This is a genomic window from Pseudomonas sp. Irchel s3b2 (assembly GCF_900187445.1).
In the GTDB taxonomy this organism is placed as follows: domain Bacteria; phylum Pseudomonadota; class Gammaproteobacteria; order Pseudomonadales; family Pseudomonadaceae; genus Aquipseudomonas.
The window spans coordinates 115,291-131,080 of record NZ_FYEB01000011.1 but is presented as its reverse complement, the minus strand read 5'-3'; the positions used below and the strand labels follow the sequence as shown (position 1 = coordinate 131,080).

Annotated in this window: 15 protein-coding genes; 6 read left to right on the top strand and 9 right to left on the bottom strand. The window is 60.0% G+C overall.

The annotated features are described in order from the left end of the window. Positions 1 to 2 precede the first annotated feature (2 nt). Positions 3 to 1,526: an apolipoprotein N-acyltransferase gene (gene lnt, locus CKW20_RS21240; protein ID WP_095054626.1), complete on the top strand. Its 1,524-nt coding sequence runs from the start codon at positions 3 to 5 to the stop codon at positions 1,524 to 1,526. A gap of 39 nt (positions 1,527 to 1,565) precedes the next feature. Here the strand turns inward: lnt and CKW20_RS21235 are convergent, their stop codons facing one another. Then, positions 1,566 to 2,327: a YdcF family protein gene (locus CKW20_RS21235; protein WP_095054625.1), complete on the bottom strand. Its 762-nt coding sequence runs from the start codon at positions 2,325 to 2,327 to the stop codon at positions 1,566 to 1,568. Between the two features lie 97 nt (positions 2,328 to 2,424). Continuing rightward, positions 2,425 to 2,754 carry a hypothetical protein gene (locus CKW20_RS21230; RefSeq protein ID WP_095054624.1) on the bottom strand — a complete coding sequence of 110 codons (330 nt, stop codon included), beginning with the start codon at positions 2,752 to 2,754 and terminating at the stop codon, positions 2,425 to 2,427. A gap of 279 nt (positions 2,755 to 3,033) precedes the next feature. Between CKW20_RS21230 and leuS the strand changes: the two genes are divergently transcribed. From leuS to CKW20_RS21205, 5 genes are all read left to right on the top strand, one after another. After that, positions 3,034 to 5,640: a leucine--tRNA ligase gene (gene leuS / locus CKW20_RS21225; protein ID WP_095054623.1), complete on the top strand. Its 2,607-nt coding sequence runs from the start codon at positions 3,034 to 3,036 to the stop codon at positions 5,638 to 5,640. Positions 5,641 to 5,729: 89 nt separating this feature from the next. Next, positions 5,730 to 6,335 carry an LPS assembly lipoprotein LptE gene (gene lptE, locus CKW20_RS21220; RefSeq protein ID WP_095054622.1) on the top strand — a complete coding sequence of 202 codons (606 nt, stop codon included), beginning with the start codon at positions 5,730 to 5,732 and terminating at the stop codon, positions 6,333 to 6,335. 39 nt (positions 6,336 to 6,374) lie between these two features. After that, positions 6,375 to 7,412 (top strand): DNA polymerase III subunit delta, encoded by a 1,038-nt coding sequence (gene holA, locus CKW20_RS21215; protein WP_095054621.1) that lies wholly within the window; start codon positions 6,375 to 6,377, stop codon positions 7,410 to 7,412. 207 nt (positions 7,413 to 7,619) lie between these two features. Next, on the top strand, positions 7,620 to 7,784 hold the full coding sequence (gene arfA, locus CKW20_RS21210; RefSeq protein ID WP_003176285.1) for an alternative ribosome rescue factor ArfA: 165 nt from the start codon (positions 7,620 to 7,622) through the stop codon (positions 7,782 to 7,784). 62 nt (positions 7,785 to 7,846) lie between these two features. Beyond that, entirely contained in the window at positions 7,847 to 9,169 is a 1,323-nt protein-coding gene (locus CKW20_RS21205; RefSeq protein ID WP_095054620.1) for a lytic murein transglycosylase, read from the top strand. Positions 9,170 to 9,269: 100 nt separating this feature from the next. Here CKW20_RS21205 and CKW20_RS21200 read toward each other — a convergent pair whose 3' ends face one another. The 7 genes from CKW20_RS21200 to mltB all read right to left on the bottom strand — a co-directional run bounded on the left by CKW20_RS21200 (position 9,270) and on the right by mltB (position 15,783). Beyond that, complete coding sequence (locus CKW20_RS21200) at positions 9,270 to 10,220, bottom strand: LD-carboxypeptidase (RefSeq protein ID WP_095054619.1); 951 nt, start codon at positions 10,218 to 10,220, stop codon at positions 9,270 to 9,272. A 174-nt stretch (positions 10,221 to 10,394) separates the two neighbouring features. Continuing rightward, a complete protein-coding gene (gene lipA / locus CKW20_RS21195) occupies positions 10,395 to 11,417 on the bottom strand; it encodes a lipoyl synthase (protein ID WP_007946663.1) in 1,023 nt (340 codons plus the stop codon). Position 11,418: 1 nt separating this feature from the next. After that, entirely contained in the window at positions 11,419 to 12,066 is a 648-nt protein-coding gene (lipB, locus tag CKW20_RS21190) for a lipoyl(octanoyl) transferase LipB (RefSeq protein WP_095054618.1), read from the bottom strand. Then, a complete protein-coding gene (locus tag CKW20_RS21185; protein WP_003215438.1) occupies positions 12,066 to 12,341 on the bottom strand; it encodes a DUF493 domain-containing protein in 276 nt (91 codons plus the stop codon). Before CKW20_RS21185 ends, lipB begins: the two co-directional genes overlap by 1 nt. An 80-nt stretch (positions 12,342 to 12,421) precedes the next feature. Next, positions 12,422 to 13,579, bottom strand: a complete 1,158-nt coding sequence (locus CKW20_RS21180; protein WP_095054617.1) for a D-alanyl-D-alanine carboxypeptidase family protein — start codon at positions 13,577 to 13,579, stop codon at positions 12,422 to 12,424. 183 nt (positions 13,580 to 13,762) lie between these two features. Next, entirely contained in the window at positions 13,763 to 14,773 is a 1,011-nt protein-coding gene (locus CKW20_RS21175; RefSeq protein WP_095054616.1) for a septal ring lytic transglycosylase RlpA family protein, read from the bottom strand. Next, positions 14,773 to 15,783, bottom strand: a complete 1,011-nt coding sequence (mltB, locus tag CKW20_RS21170) for a lytic murein transglycosylase B (RefSeq protein WP_095054615.1) — start codon at positions 15,781 to 15,783, stop codon at positions 14,773 to 14,775. The genes CKW20_RS21175 and mltB overlap by 1 nt, the downstream gene beginning before the upstream one ends. Positions 15,784 to 15,790: the final 7 nt, after the last annotated feature.

Below are 15,790 nucleotides of genomic sequence, written 5' to 3'. Positions count from 1 at the left end.
ACATGCTCCGCGTAATCCGCCCCGGCTGGCCCGGTAATCTGCTGGCCGTGGCGGCCGGTGCACTCACCACTCTGGCCCTGGCGCCGTTCGATATCTGGCCGCTGGCATTGCTGGCGGTCGGTTTCTTTTATGCCGGTTTGCGTGAACTGAGCCCCCGTCAGGCCCTGGGCCGTGGCTGGTGTTTCGGTTTCGGCCTGTTTGCCGCAGGCACCAGCTGGATCTACTACAGCATTCACCACTTCGGTGGCGCTTCAGTGTTGCTGGCCGGTTTCCTGATGCTGATCTTTACGGCGGCGATTGCCTGGTTCTTCGCCCTGCCCGCCTGGATTTGGGCGCGCTGGCTGCGCCGTAACGAAGCGCCGCTGGCCGATGCCTTGGCATTTTCGGCGTTGTGGGTGGGTCAGGAAGCCTTTCGCGGCTGGTTCCTTACCGGTTTCCCATGGCTCTATTCCGGTTATAGCCAGCTCGATGGCCCACTGGCCGGGCTCGCGCCGGTCGGCGGAATGTGGCTGATTTCCTTCACCCTGGCCCTGACGGCGGCCCTGATTTACAACGCTATGCGGCTGGTACGCACTGGCCGTAAAGGCTTCATCGCTGTCGGCGTGTTGCTGCTGGCTGGCCCATGGGTAGCCGGCATGGCGCTCAAGGAGCATGCCTGGACCAGCCCTTCGGGCGCGCCGCTGAGCGTTGCGGCGCTTCAAGGCAACATTGAACAAAGCATGAAGTGGGACCCGTCGCAGCTCAACGCGCAATTGGCGCTGTACCGTGACATGAGTTTCAGCTCCAAACGCGTCGACCTGCTGATCTGGCCGGAAACGGCGGTCCCGGTGCTCAAGGAGTCCGCCGAGGGCTACCTGAACATGATGGGAAGCTTCGCCGCCGAGCGTAAATCCGCGCTGATCACCGGCGTGCCGATTCGCCAGGAAGTCCATCACGAGAAGCGCTTTTTCAACGGCATTACTGTTGTCGGGGAAGGCGATGGCACTTACCTGAAGCAGAAACTGGTGCCGTTCGGCGAATACGTTCCATTGCAGGAAGTCTTGCGCGGCCTGATCGCTTTCTTCGACCTGCCGATGTCCGACTTTGCCCGTGGGCCGGCCGATCAAGCGCTGCTGCAAGCCAAGGGTTATCAGATTGCGCCGTTCATCTGCTACGAAGTGGTCTATCCGGAATTCGCCGCCGGCCTCGCCGCCCGCAGCGATTTGCTGCTGACCATCAGCAACGACACCTGGTTCGGCACCTCGATCGGCCCGCTGCAACATTTGCAGATGGCACAGATGCGCGCACTTGAAGCCGGCCGCTGGATGATCCGCGCCACCAACAACGGCGTAACCGGCCTGATCAACCCGTTTGGCCAGATCACTACGCAGATCCCGCAGTTCGAACAAGGCATTCTGTATGGCGAAGTAGTGCCGATGCACAACCTGACGCCGTACCTGGAATGGCGTTCGTGGCCGTTAATCGTCATTAGCGTGTTGTTGTTTGGCTGGGCGTTGGTTGCGAACCGGATGGCGAAGACCGTCTGACCTTTTGTGACGAGGGGGGACAAGCCCCCTCGCCACAAATCAACGATAAAACAACGAATACCCGATCTGCCCCACCGCCTCATTCATCAACTGCCCGCTCTGCCAGATCGATTTGAATTCCGGCATCCAGCCGCCCAGCGGCCGGGCATTGTCCACGCCTAAAAACCCCACTGGCGCGGGCACCACCTCAAACCCGGCCTGCTGGAAACTCCAGACCGCTCGCGGCATATGCCAGGCCTGAGTCACGACCACCACCCGCTTGATCCCCTCCGGCAACAACACCTGGGCGCTGAATTGCGCATTTTCCCAGGTCGTGCGGCTGCCCCCCTCCTGCCAGCGCACCGTCACACCAAAATCATCGAGCAATGAGTCCGCCATCAGCTTCGCTTCGGTCGGTGGCGTGCCGTAATGCAGGCCGCCACTGGTCAGAATCGGCAAGCCGGACGCCTTGGCCAGGCGCGCGGCATAGCGTTCGCGCCCCAGACCTACACCCGTCGGCTGGTCAATGCCCCAAGCCGGATCGCCACGCTCACGACCTGACCCCAACACCACGATCGCATCAGCGCGCTGGCCCAGGGTTGCCCATTCCTCGCGCGCCAGCGGCGGCTCGCGCTCCAGGGCCTTGGCACTCCACTCCACCATCACTGGCAAGCTCATTAACCAGAAGCCGCCCACGCCCAAGATGAAACACAACCCCGCCAGCCTCGGCCTTGAACGGCGCCACCACCAGGCAAGTACCAGCAGCAGCAATAAAATGCCGGGCGGCAATAGAAGTTGTTTAATGAAATAACGAAAAGGCATCGGGCATCTCCATAGATGCCCGAAGCCTAGGTGGATTGACGCAATGCGACAACAAATGTGGAAGGACTTGGCTTCAAAAAAAGCATATCCAGCAGCTTCAAGTGCCCTTATTGAATTGCAAAGACCGGACCTTTACCGCGCCTTTGCCGGGTGCCTTGTCCTTGAGCCAGATGATCTTGGCCGAACGTGGTGCCTCGAGTTGCTTCACTGCTGCTGATAAGCATCCCTGCGTCTCACGCTCACTACGGTCCAGATACGCCTTGACCAGTTCAAACTCTGCGGGGCTCAAACCGCGCAGCTCCAGCTCCAGGGGACGCTCATCGCGAAGCCGACCGGCGGTTTTGGCCACATCCAAGGCCATTGCGAGACGGTCTATCAGTCTTTCATATAGCTCCGGTTTTGTAGCTTTTTGCCGTGACTCAACCATCCATCACCTCATTGAAGATAAGACTCACTCCCCATTTAGAGCTTAGCTTCGCTGAAAAAACCGGCTGAGCGCCGCGACCAACGGCCCTCGGGGCGGGCATTGGCCGCGTCCTCGCGTGTAATCAGGGTTTCCCTCGGTAGAGTGCGGTCATGTATGCTACGGCGCTTCCTGTAACTCCACTTCCAGCTCGCCTGGACACCGAAACGCCGATTTGGCGTTATCACCGTCCAGCGTTGATTGAAGAGGATTAGGCCACCCCTATTCAGTTCAAAAGTAGCCATGCACGAACAATACCAGCCCCGTGAAATCGAAGCCGCCGCCCAATCGTTCTGGGACGAGCAAAAGTCCTTTGAAGTCAGTGAACAGCCAGGCAAGGAGACGTTCTATTGCCTGTCGATGTTCCCTTACCCCAGCGGCAAGCTACACATGGGGCACGTGCGCAACTACACCATCGGCGACGTGATCTCCCGCTATCAGCGCATGCAAGGCAAAAACGTCCTGCAACCCATGGGTTGGGACGCCTTCGGCATGCCGGCGGAAAACGCCGCGATGAAAAACAACGTAGCGCCCGCCAAGTGGACCTACGAAAACATCGCCTACATGAAAAACCAGCTGCGCAGCCTGGGCCTGGCGGTGGACTGGTCCCGTGAAGTGACCACCTGCAAGCCGGATTACTACCGCTGGGAACAATGGCTGTTCACTCGCCTGTTCGAAAAAGGTGTGATTTACAAAAAAAGCGGCACCGTGAACTGGGACCCGGTCGACCAGACCGTCCTGGCCAACGAGCAAGTGATCGACGGTCGCGGCTGGCGTTCCGGCGCGCTGATCGAAAAGCGCGAAATCCCGATGTACTACTTCAAGATCACCGCCTACGCGGATGAGCTGCTGGAGAGCCTCGACGAACTGACTGGCTGGCCTGAACAGGTCAAGACCATGCAGCGCAACTGGATCGGCAAATCCCGCGGCATGGAAGTGCAGTTCCCGTACGACGTTGCCTCCATCGGCGAAACCGGCGCGCTGAAAGTGTTCACCACCCGTCCGGATACCCTGATGGGCGCGACCTACGTTGCCGTAGCCGCCGAACACCATTTGGCTACCCTGGCCGCACAGAACAACCCTGAGCTGCAAGCGTTCATCGCTGAATGCAAGGGCGGCAGCGTCGCCGAAGCCGACGTCGCCACTCAAGAGAAAAAAGGCCTGCCGACCGGCCTGTTCGTCGAACACCCGCTGACCGGTGAGAAACTCCCGGTCTGGGTCGCCAACTACGTGCTGATGCACTACGGCGACGGCGCGGTGATGGCGGTTCCGGCCCACGACGAACGCGATTTCGAATTCGCCCACAAGTACAACCTGCCGGTCAAATCCGTGGTGCGCACAAGTTCCGGTGACACCAACCCGGCCCCTTGGCAGGACGCGTACGGCGAGCACGGCACGCTGATCAACTCCGGCGAATTCGACGGCCTCGACTTCGCAGGCGCCTTCGACGCCATCGAAGTGGCGCTGATCAAGAAAAATCTCGGCGCCTCCCGCACCCAGTTCCGTCTGCGCGACTGGGGCATCAGCCGTCAGCGCTACTGGGGCTGCCCGATCCCGATCATCCACTGCGACACCTGCGGTGATGTGCCGGTCCCGGAAGATCAACTGCCCGTGGTGCTGCCGGAAGATGTCGTACCGGACGGCGCCGGTTCGCCGCTGGCGCGCATGCCCGAGTTCTACGAGTGCACCTGCCCGAAATGCGGCGCTGCGGCCAAGCGTGAAACCGACACCATGGACACCTTTGTCGAGTCCTCGTGGTACTACGCCCGCTACGCCTCGCCGCACTATGAAGGTGGCCTGGTGGAAAAAGCGGCTGCCGACCATTGGTTGCCGGTGGATCAGTACATCGGCGGTATCGAACACGCGATTCTTCACCTGCTCTACGCGCGCTTCTTCCACAAGCTGATGCGCGACGAAGGCCTGGTGAGTTCCAACGAGCCGTTCAAGAACCTGCTGACCCAGGGCATGGTGATCGCCGAGACTTACTATCGTCGCGAAGCCAATGGTGCTTACACCTGGTTCAACCCGGCGGACGTCGAGCTTGAGCGTGACAGCAAAGCCAAGGTTATCAGCGCCAAGCTGAAAGCTGACGGATTGCCGGTGGAAATCGGCGGCACCGAGAAGATGGCCAAGTCAAAGAACAACGGTGTCGACCCACAGTCGATGATTGACCAGTTCGGTGCAGACACCTGCCGCCTGTTCATGATGTTCGCCTCGCCGCCTGACATGAGCGCGGAATGGTCTGACTCAGGCGTAGAAGGTTCGCACCGTTTCCTCAAGCGCGTCTGGCGTCTGGCTCAAGCTCACGTCACTCAGGGCCTGCCGGGCAAACTGGACGTCGCCAGCCTGAATGACGAGCAGAAAGCCGTTCGTCGTTCGATCCACCTGGCTATCAAGCAGGCCAGCCAGGACGTCGGCCAGCACCACAAATTCAACACCGCCATCGCTCAAGTGATGACGCTGATGAACGCGCTGGAAAAAGCCCCGCAAGGCACTGAGCAGGATCGCGCACTGATTCACGAAGGCCTGGAAACCGTGACCCTGCTGCTGGCACCGATCACCCCGCACATCAGCCACGAGCTGTGGCATTGCCTGGGTCATGCCGATCCGGTCATCGATGCCGGTTGGCCGGCACTGGACGAAAACGCCCTGGTGCAGGACAGCCTGCAGCTGGTCATTCAAGTGAATGGCAAGCTGCGCGGTCATATCGAAATGCCGGCCAGCGCCAGCCGCGAAGAAGTCGAAGCTGCTGCACGGGCCAACGAAAACGTCCTGCGCTTCGTCGATGGCCTGACTATCCGCAAAGTGATCGTAGTGCCCGGGAAACTGGTCAATATCGTCGCCAGCTAAATTGGATCGGGCGCCAGGTCATGCCTGGCGCCGAGTAAAACCTTTCGGGCCGCTTGACCGGCCCACATGGTTTCAAGGGGAGCAACAAGATGATCAAACGCAATTTGCTGGTGATGGGGCTTGCAGTCCTGCTGAGCGCCTGCGGTTTCCAGCTGCGTGGCACAGGCACCACCGAACTGGCGATCAAGGAGCTCGATCTGAACGCCCGCAATGCCTACGGCGAAACCGTGACGCAAATGCGTCAGGTGCTGGAAAGCAGCGGCGTCAAGGTCTACAGCGGCGCACCTTACAAGCTGTATCTGGCTGACGAACAGGAAAGCCAGCGCATCCTTAGTTACGCCGGCGCCGGTCGTACTGGCGAGTACGAGCTGAGCATGGTGGTGAGCTATGACATCCGCGCCCAAGGCAACCTGCCACTACTCAGCGATAAGCTGCAAGTGCAGAAAGTCTTCATTCACGACGGCAACAACTTGGTGGGTTCCGACCAGGAAGCCAACGATGCCCGCAAGGAAATGCGTCGTGAACTGGTTCAACGCATGATGCTGCGCCTGCAACAGCTGACCCCAACTCGGCTGGAGCAGCTGCAACAGACCGCTGAAGCCAGGGCCAAGGCTGAAGCCGACGCATTGGAAGCAGCGCAGAAGGCTGAAGCGCAGACGCCGCGTCAGTCGCCTGTCGAACTGCCGCAGCAATAAGCCTTACGGGGCGCTCAGGCGCCCCGTTCGCCTCTTCTTATGAAACTCGCCCCCGCCCAACTCGGAAAACACCTGCAAGGCGCCCTTGCGCCGGTCTACGTCATCAGTGGCGATGACCCACTGTTGTGTCAGGAAGCTGCCGACGCCATTCGCGCGGCTGCCCGCCAGCAAGGTTTCGATGAACGCCAGGTCTTCGCCGCCGATGCCAGTTTCGACTGGGGTACGCTGCTGCAGGCTGGTGCCAGCATGTCGCTGTTCGCCGAAAAGCGTCTTCTGGAATTGCGGCTGCCTTCCGGCAAACCCGGTGACAAAGGTGCTGCGGCACTCATTGAGTACTGCTCGCGCCCGGCTGAAGACACGGTACTGTTAATCAGCCTGCCCAAGCTTGATGGCAGTGCGCAGAAAACCAAGTGGGGCAAGGCGCTGGTCGAAGGTCCGCAGACCCAGTTCATTCAGATCTGGCCAGTGGATACCAACCAGTTGCCGGGCTGGGTTCGCCAACGCCTGTCCCAGGCTGGGCTTTCAGCCAGTCAGGACGCTGTCGAACTGATCGCCGCTCGGGTCGAAGGTAATCTGCTGGCTGCCGCCCAGGAAATCGAAAAACTCAAGCTGATGGCCGAGGGTGGGCAGATCACGGTCGAAACCGTGCAAGCAGCAGTGGCCGACAGTGCGCGCTTCGATGTCTTCGGCCTGACCGACGCGATTCTTAATGGAGAGGCTGCTCACGCTCTGCGCATGCTTGAAGGGTTGCGCGGCGAAGGCGTCGAACCGCCAGTGATTCTCTGGGCGCTGGCCCGGGAGCTGCGTCTGCTGGCCAATATTTCCCTGCAATACAGCCAGGGCACACCGCTGGACAAAGCCTTCAGCCAGGCCCGACCACCGATCTGGGACAAGCGCAAACCGCTGATGAGCAAGGCGCTGCAACGCTACTCGGCGCAACGCTGGGCGCAATTGCTGCTCGAAGCGCAGCGCATTGATGCGCAGATCAAAGGCCAGGCAGCGGGTTCGCCGTGGATGAGTCTGAGTCGGTTGACGCTGTTGATGGCCGGGCAACGGCTGAGCTTGCCTGCCGAGTAAAACTTTTGACCGGTAGGAGCAGGCTTGCCTGCGAAGACGGCGGTACAGCCAACATTGATGTCGCCTGACATACCGCTTTCGCGAGCAAGCTCGCTCCTACAGGGTTCCATGCGTCCGAAAGGTCCTACACAATGTAGGGACTAGACAAAATCCCTGCTTCGGCAGATTATTCCCCCCGCAAAATCCACTCACTTGCGAGAAATCATCATGAGCAAAAAGCCATCCAAACATGGCCCCAACAAGGCCAAATCCATCATCGCCCAGCCACTGTTCCGCAGCCGTCAGGAACGAGCCGGCAAGGGCAAAGGCAGCTACCGCCGCGAAGCCTTCCAGTCTAATAGCTGGGAGGCTTCTTACTTTCTGGCGGCCTGAAAGGCAAGCCATCGCTCAACATGTTAAGGTCTGCACCTGATTCGTATCCTCTGGACCTGTGCATGCCCCTTTGTCTTTCCCGTCGTTGGCATCTTCGCCAACTGATCGCTGCCTCCAGCCTCGTTCTGCTTGTCGCCTGCGCGGAAAAACCCACTGCCGCCGACGCCCAACCGCTTCAGACCCGCACCGTTGCGACGGCCCCTGCGGTCATTCCGCCGGTGGTTCCAACCGGTGAGAATCTTGACATCCAGCCCACCCAGACCTTTGCCGAATGGCAGGCGGGTTTCCGTAAAGACGCCCTCGCCGCCGGCATTCGCGCCGACCTGTTCGACCGCGCTTTCGCCAATGTCAGCGTGGACGACAGCGTGATCCGTGCCGACCGCAGCCAACCGGAATTCACTCGCCCGGTATGGGAATACCTCGATGGCGCACTGTCGCCGCTGCGGGTACGCAAAGGTCAGGCACTGGTCAGCCAGTACGCCGACATCCTGCAAAGCATCGAGCAGCGCTACGGCGTCGACCGTCAGGCATTGGTCGCGGTGTGGGGCATGGAAAGTAACTTCGGTCAGTTCCAGGGCAGCAAGTCGGTGATCAACTCCCTGGCGACCCTGGCTTATGAAGGTCGACGTCCTGGCTTTGCTCACGCGCAACTGATCGCTGCCCTGCAAATCCTGCAACAGGGTGATATCGAACCTGAGAACATGCTCGGTTCCTGGGCCGGCGCCATGGGCCAGACCCAGTTCATCCCGACCACCTACAACACCCATGCCGTGGATTTCGACGGCGATGGCCGCCGCGACATCTGGAACAGCTCCGCCGATGCACTGGCCTCGACCGCGCACTACCTGCAAAGCTCCGGCTGGCAGAAAGGCCAGCCCTGGGGCTTCGAAGCGCAATTGCCGAGCGGCTTCAATTACGCCCTGGCCGATGGCACGATTCGCAAGAGCGTTGCCGAGTGGCGGCAACTGGGGGTGACCCTGCCAAATGGCGCCCAGGTTCCGGCAGGCTCCGAACACCTGTCGGCCGCCCTGCTGCTGCCGGCCGGCTATCGCGGCCCGGCGTTCCTGGTCCTTGATAACTTCCGCGCGATTCTCAAGTACAACAACTCTTCGTCCTATGCCCTGGCCGTGAGCCTGCTGTCCGAGCGTTTCAATGGTGGCGGTTTGATCAGCGGTCTATGGCCAAAAGATGACTTGCCGCTGAGCCGTACCGAGCGAATCGAGCTGCAAAACCTGTTGAGCGCCCAGAACTACGACGCAGGGACCGCCGACGGGATTATCGGCGCCAATACCCGCAAAGCGATCCGCAACGCCCAGCAGTCGTTTGGCTGGCCGGCGGATGGTTATCCGACGCACAAGTTGCTGGAAGGGTTGCGTAGCCGCTAAAAGCTTCGCGGGCAAGCCTCGCTCCTACAGGATATATGGTGAACCAGATCCTGTAGGAGCGAGGCTTGCCCGCGAAGACTGACTATCAGGCGCTAACGAACTACCGCCTGATCACCACATCCTGCTCCAACACCAACGTCTTGTCCCCCGCATCCAGCCTGACCAGCGCGCCCATCGGCAGCGTCAAATTCGGATCGCAATGCCCGCTACGCCATCCGGCCAGTACGGGTATGCGAAACGGTGCAAAGGTCTGCTTGAGCAACCGCTCCAGCGCGATCACGTCCACCCCCGCCACATCCCCCACCAGAACCCCGCTCAGCTTGTGCAACGTACCGGCCAGGCGCAAATGAGTCAGCAGCCGGTCGATGCGATACAGCGGCTCGTTAATGTCCTCGATGAACAGGATGGCGCCCTCGGCATCGATCTCGTAAGGCGTGCCCATGGTCGCGGCAATCATTGACAGATTGCCCCCCAGCAAACGTCCGTGAGCGATGCCGGGCTCGATTGTGGTCAATGGCCAAGCTACCGGGTGAGAAAGCACACTGCCCGCCTTTACCTGTCCGCGCAGCATGTTGAAAAACGAGAACTCAGTGGGTTGCTGCTTATCACCCAGCAGGTCAGCGTTAAGCATCGGGCCATGGAAGGTCACGAAGCCTGCATAACGACTGATGGCCGAGTGCAGTGCAGTAACGTCGCTGTAGCCGATGAACGGCTTGGCGTTATTGCGCAGTAATTCGAAATCGATGCGATCGAGCAAACGTGGCGTACCGTAACCACCACGCAGACAGATGATGGCATCGACCTCGTTGTCGGCGAATGCGCCATGCAAGTCATTGAGCCGCACCTCATCGCTGCCGGCAAGATAACCTTCTTGCTCATAAACGCCGGGAAACACGCGCAGCGCATAGCCACGAGCGCGCATCCAGGCAATGGCTTGATCGGTGTCCAGCGCTGCCGGGCCGGCGGGCGCGATCACGCCGATCAGGCCTGCCGGCGGTAAGGCCGGAACGGGAACATGAGGACAAAGGGTATGGGTCGGTCGAGCGGTCATCCATGAATCTCCCTGCGTAAAAACTTCAACACACAGTAGTCAGGAACGAGGACAAACAGAAGAGGGTCCGTCGCCCCGCAGGTTGCAGGAAAAGTCTGTGATTGCCGTAAGCAAGGCAAAAAAACGCCCGCAAGGCTGAAACCTTGCGGGCGCTTTTTCATTTTTCACAGCAGATCAGGACGACATCAGCTCGGCCTTGACCAGTTTCGCCTGCTCGTCGGCATGGTACGAGGAGCGTACCAACGGACCGGAAGCGACGTTTTTGAAGCCCATCTTGTAACCTTCCTCAGCGAACCAGGCGAAGGTGTCCGGGTGCACGAAACGCTGCACCGGCAAGTGGCTGCGGGACGGTTGCAGGTACTGACCCAGGGTCAGCATGTCGATGTCGTGTTCGCGCATGCGCTTCATGACTTCAATAACTTCTTCGTCGGTTTCACCCAGGCCCAGCATCAAACCGGACTTGGTCGGAATGTGCGGCATCATCTGCTTGAAGCGTTGCAGCAGGGTCAGCGACCACTGGTAATCCGAACCCGGACGCGCAGCCTTGTACAGGCGTGGCACGGTTTCCAGGTTGTGGTTGAACACATCCGGCGGCTCGGCGGCGGTGATTTCCAGCGCGACGTCCATGCGGCCACGGTAGTCCGGGACCAGGGTCTCGAGCTGCACGTTCGGCGACAGTTTGCGGATTTCGCGGATGCAATCGGCAAAGTGCTGGGCACCGCCGTCACGCAGGTCGTCGCGGTCTACCGAGGTAATCACCACGTACTTGAGTTTCAGGTCGGCGATGGCAATGGCCAGGCTTTCCGGCTCATTGACGTCCAGTGGTTTCGGACGACCGTGGCCGACATCGCAGAACGGGCAGCGACGGGTGCAGATGTCACCCATGATCATGAAGGTCGCGGTGCCGCCGGAGAAGCACTCTCCCAGGTTCGGGCAGGATGCTTCTTCGCACACGCTGTGCAGCTTGTGTTTACGCAGCAGGGCCTTGATGCGGTCGACCTCCGGGGAAACCGGGATGCGCACGCGAATCCAGTCGGGTTTCTTCGGCAGTTCAGTGGTCGGGATGATCTTCACCGGGATGCGTGCAACCTTCTCGGCGCCGCGCAGCTTGACGCCGGCTTCAACCTTGGCACGCGGGGCCGGACGCTCGGTGACATCGAGCGTCGGGATCATGGTTTGCACTGCATCAGTAGTCATATCAGTCGATTCCGCCCGTTAGGGTCGTCTGCTCAGCATAGTCGAGGTGTTTGACGAGCTGCGCGCGCAGCCGGGCACTTACCTCGGCAAATTCAATCGATCCTGCGTGATCGCTCAGCTGGGTCATCGCCAGCCCGGCGTAGCCGCAGGGATTAATCCGTCGAAACGGTTCCAGGTTCATGTCCACGTTCAGGGCCAGGCCATGAAAGGAACAACCGTGGCGGATCCGCAGACCCAGAGAAGCGATTTTCGCGCCTTCGACATAGACACCCGGTGCATCCGGTTTGGCCATAGCGGTCACGCCGTAGCTGGCCAGCAGCTCGATCAGGCATTGCTCCATGCGACTGACCAGGTCACGTACACCGAAACCCAGCTTGCGCACATCCAGCAGCAGATAGGCCACCAGTTGTCCGGGACCGTGGTACGTCACCTGACCACCACGATCGACCTGAACCACCGGAATATCACCCGGCAGCAACAAATGCTCGGCCTTGCCGGCCTGCCCCTGGGTGAACACCGGCGGGTGTTCGACCAGCCAGATCTCGTCGGCGGCATCGCTGCCGCGCTCATTGGTGAAGCGCTGCATGGCATGCCAGACCGGCTCGTAAGCCATCTGGCCGAGTTCGCGAAAGCCCAGCGTGCCAGACATCACAACACCATGTGCACGAAACCGGTGGCCCGCAGTTCGCTGTTGATGTTGTACAGCTGGTCCTGGTCGGTCGCGACGATGTGCAGTTGAATGGTGGTGTATTTGCCGTTGGTGCTTTGGCGTTCATCCACACGGTCATGGTTGATCGTTGCGTGCTTCTTGACGATCTCGATGATCTTGTCTTTGTTGCCCACTCCGGTGTCGCTGATCACCTTAACCGGGTAATCAACGTTAGGGAATTCGATCTTTGGCGCCTTTACTTCAGTGTCTGTCATGGCGTAACGGCCTCGTAAGCCGTGGTAACGGACATGGCCCCGCTCCTGATTGGAACGGGGCCATGCAGGTCCACACTAATTCAGTTGAACAAGCCGTAGAAGAATAGACGGATGCTATCCCACATGCGGCGGAAGATACCACCCTCGTCGACCGCGTCCAGAGCGATCAGGTCGGCGCTGTGCACCACCTTGTCGTCCAGTTTCACTTCGACTTTACCGATCACATCGCCCTTGGCGATTGGCGCAACCAGTTGCGGGGTCATGGTCATGCTGGCAGCGAGCTTTTTCAGCTGGCCTTTTGGCAAGGTCATGGTCAGGTCTTGAGCCAGGCCGGCCTTGACTTGACTGGTCGTGCCTTTCCAGACAGGTGCCTGAGCCAGCTCGGCGCCTTTCTGATAGAAGGTCTGGGTTTCGAAGAAACGGAAACCGTAAGTCAGCAGCTTCTGGGTTTCAGCAGCACGGGCCACTTCGCTGTTGGTGCCGAACACCACGGCGATCAGGCGCATGCCATCACGTACAGCCGAAGACACCATGCAGTAGCCAGCTTCGTCGGTGTGACCGGTTTTCAGACCATCGACAGTCTTGTCGCGCCACAGCAGCAGGTTGCGGTTAGGCTGCTTGATGCCGTTCCAGAAGAACTCTTTCTGCGAATAGATCGCGTAGTGAGCCGGGTCTTCGTGGATGATTGCGCGAGCCAGCACGGCCATGTCGTGAGCCGACGAGTAGTGCTCCGGGTTCGGCAGACCGGTCGGGTTCATGAAGTGGCTGTTGGTCATGCCCAGGTCGGCCACGGTTTTGTTCATCATGTCGGCGAATGCGTCTTCGCTGCCGGCAATGTGCTCGGCGAGCGCAACACTGGCGTCGTTGCCCGACTGAATGATGATGCCATGCAGCAGGTCGCTGACAGTCACTTGCGTGCCGACCTTGATGAACATCCGCGAACCGCCGGTACGCCAGGCATTCTCGCTGACGGTCACTGGATCGTTTTCGCCGATCTGGCCACGACGGATTTCCAGGGTCGCGATGTAGGCGGTCATCAGCTTGGTCAGGCTGGCCGGAGGCAGACGCTGGTCACCGTTGTTCTCTACCAGCACGTTGCCGCTGCTGGCATCCATGAGTACGTAGGCTTTGGCGGCCAGTTGCGGTGGCGACGGCATCATCTCGACCGCGAAAGCGGCAGGCGAGAGGAGCAGCGGGACTAGCAGGCACAGGCGTTTGGCAAAGGTGGTGATGTTCATCCGTCTCTCGAAATCGCTAATGGAAACTGCCCAAAGGCAAAACTAATCAGACAGCTCTCTAAAAAGCTGTCACGTGTTCAGTTGCTCACTCTGCAACCCTTGCCGGGCTTTTGTTCTTCAACGAGCCAACAACCCGGTTCGCCCCCCAAAACCGCAAGCGAACCGTCAATCAAGTACTACGTATCACTCGGCGCTGACCAGGCTCGGCGAACCGAGATTGGCCAGCCGCACGCTGTTCTGCACCTGCTGGATTTCACCTTGCGAGCCAATCGGCCCCAGGCGCACCCGATGCAGTGTCTGTTGGTTACGCACGATCGAGCTGATGAACACCGGAGCGCTCACCATCCCGCTGAGCTTCGATCTCAGGAGTTCTGCAGCGTCCGGGTTGGCGAACGCGCCCACCTGCAGATACTGGCCAGAGGCTGGTACAGAAGCGTTTTTTTTTGCATCGATCTGCACGGGTACTACGGCCGCGGCGTGTTGCTGCGGCGGTGGCGTCCATTGCTCGACGGCGCCGGCCGATGCCGTAATCACCGGGGCGCTATTTTGCGCGACTTTCGGTTCGTTAAGCATCAAGGGCGCCGGACGGCCTTTGGCGGCCCACCATTGCTGCGGGTCGATGCCTTCGACCTTGACCCGCGCCGTGCCGGTTTCAGCGTAGCCGAGCTTCTTGGCGGCTGCGTAGGACAAGTCGATGATCCGGTCCGAGTAGAACGGCCCGCGGTCGTTGACCCGCAGGATGACCGTCTTGTTATTGTCCAGGTTAGTCACCCGAACGTAACTTGGCAGTGGCAAGGTCTTGTGAGCGGCGCTCATGCCATACAGGTCATACACCTCGCCGTTGGCAGTGTTCTGACCATGGAATTTGGTGCCGTACCAGGACGCAGTGCCCGAGGCCACGTAGGATTTGGACTCTTGCTGCGGGAAATAAGTCTTGCCCAGCACCGTGTAAGGATTGGCTTTATAAGGACCGCTGTGCAGGGTCGGCGTGGCATCCGGGATGCGCGATACGTCAACGTCCCACCACGGCGCGCCATCCTTGTGAGCCCGGTTGATATCCAGGCCAGGTGCCGAACGAACGGCGGTCGGGGATTTCTGAGCCGGCGCGCGACTGGTCGAACAACTGGCGACCAGAACCGTCAACGCGGCGAATGCCATGAGCTTCAGGGGTTTATCCATAGGCAATGCCCGCATTACTTGACGCCCCGTGCTTGGACCAGCTGTTCAGACAGTTGATGTACCGCCATGGCGTACATCACGCTGCGGTTATAACGCGTGATTGCGTAAAAATTCGTCAGGCCCATCCAGTATTCGGGGCCATTGTCACCTTCCAGGCGGAAAGCCGTGACCGGCATATCATCGCGCAGCGCATCATGACTTGACCAGCCCAGCGCCCGCAACTCCCCGACGGTTTTCGTCGGCTCGATGCCGGCGGTCAAACCCTCGTCCACCTGATCGCCACGCACATCGGCGCGGCTGACCACAGGTTCGCCGGCGACCCAGCCGTGACGCTTGAAATAACTGGCGACGCTGCCGATGGCATCGTCCGGGTTGTTCCAGATATTAATGTGGCCGTCACCGTCGAAATCCACCGCATAGGCGCGAAAACTGCTCGGCATGAACTGCGGCAAGCCCATGGCCCCGGCGTAAGAGCCTTTGAGGGTCAACGGGTCGACCTGCTCTTCACGGGCCAGCAGCAGGAATTCACGCAATTCCTTGCGGAAGAATTCGGCACGGGGAGGATAGTCGAAACCCAGGGTCGACAAGGCATCGATCACCCGGAAATTACCGGTATTGCGACCGAAAAAGGTCTCGACGCCGATGATCGAGACGATCACCTGCGCCGGCACGCCGTATTCCTGCTCGGCACGAGCCAGGACCGCTTCATGCTGACGCCAGAAGTCCACACCACGGGCGATGCGCGCATCGGTGATGAACATCGGGCGATATTCTTTCCACTGTTTAACCCGCTCGGCAGGTTTGGAGATGGCGTCCAGAATTGACTGCTTGCGTTCGGCTTCGCGGAACACGCCCATCAGCTGTTCACCGGCAAAACCATAGTCGCGGGTCATTTCACCGACGAACTCGGCCACCTGGGGTGAGCCTTCGTAATCGCCGGCCAACGCTTGCTGCGCAGTCCCAAGGATGCTTACCAGGCCGACCCACGGTGCGTATCGAGTCCCCCAGTCACGCATTGCTTGCATTGAAATC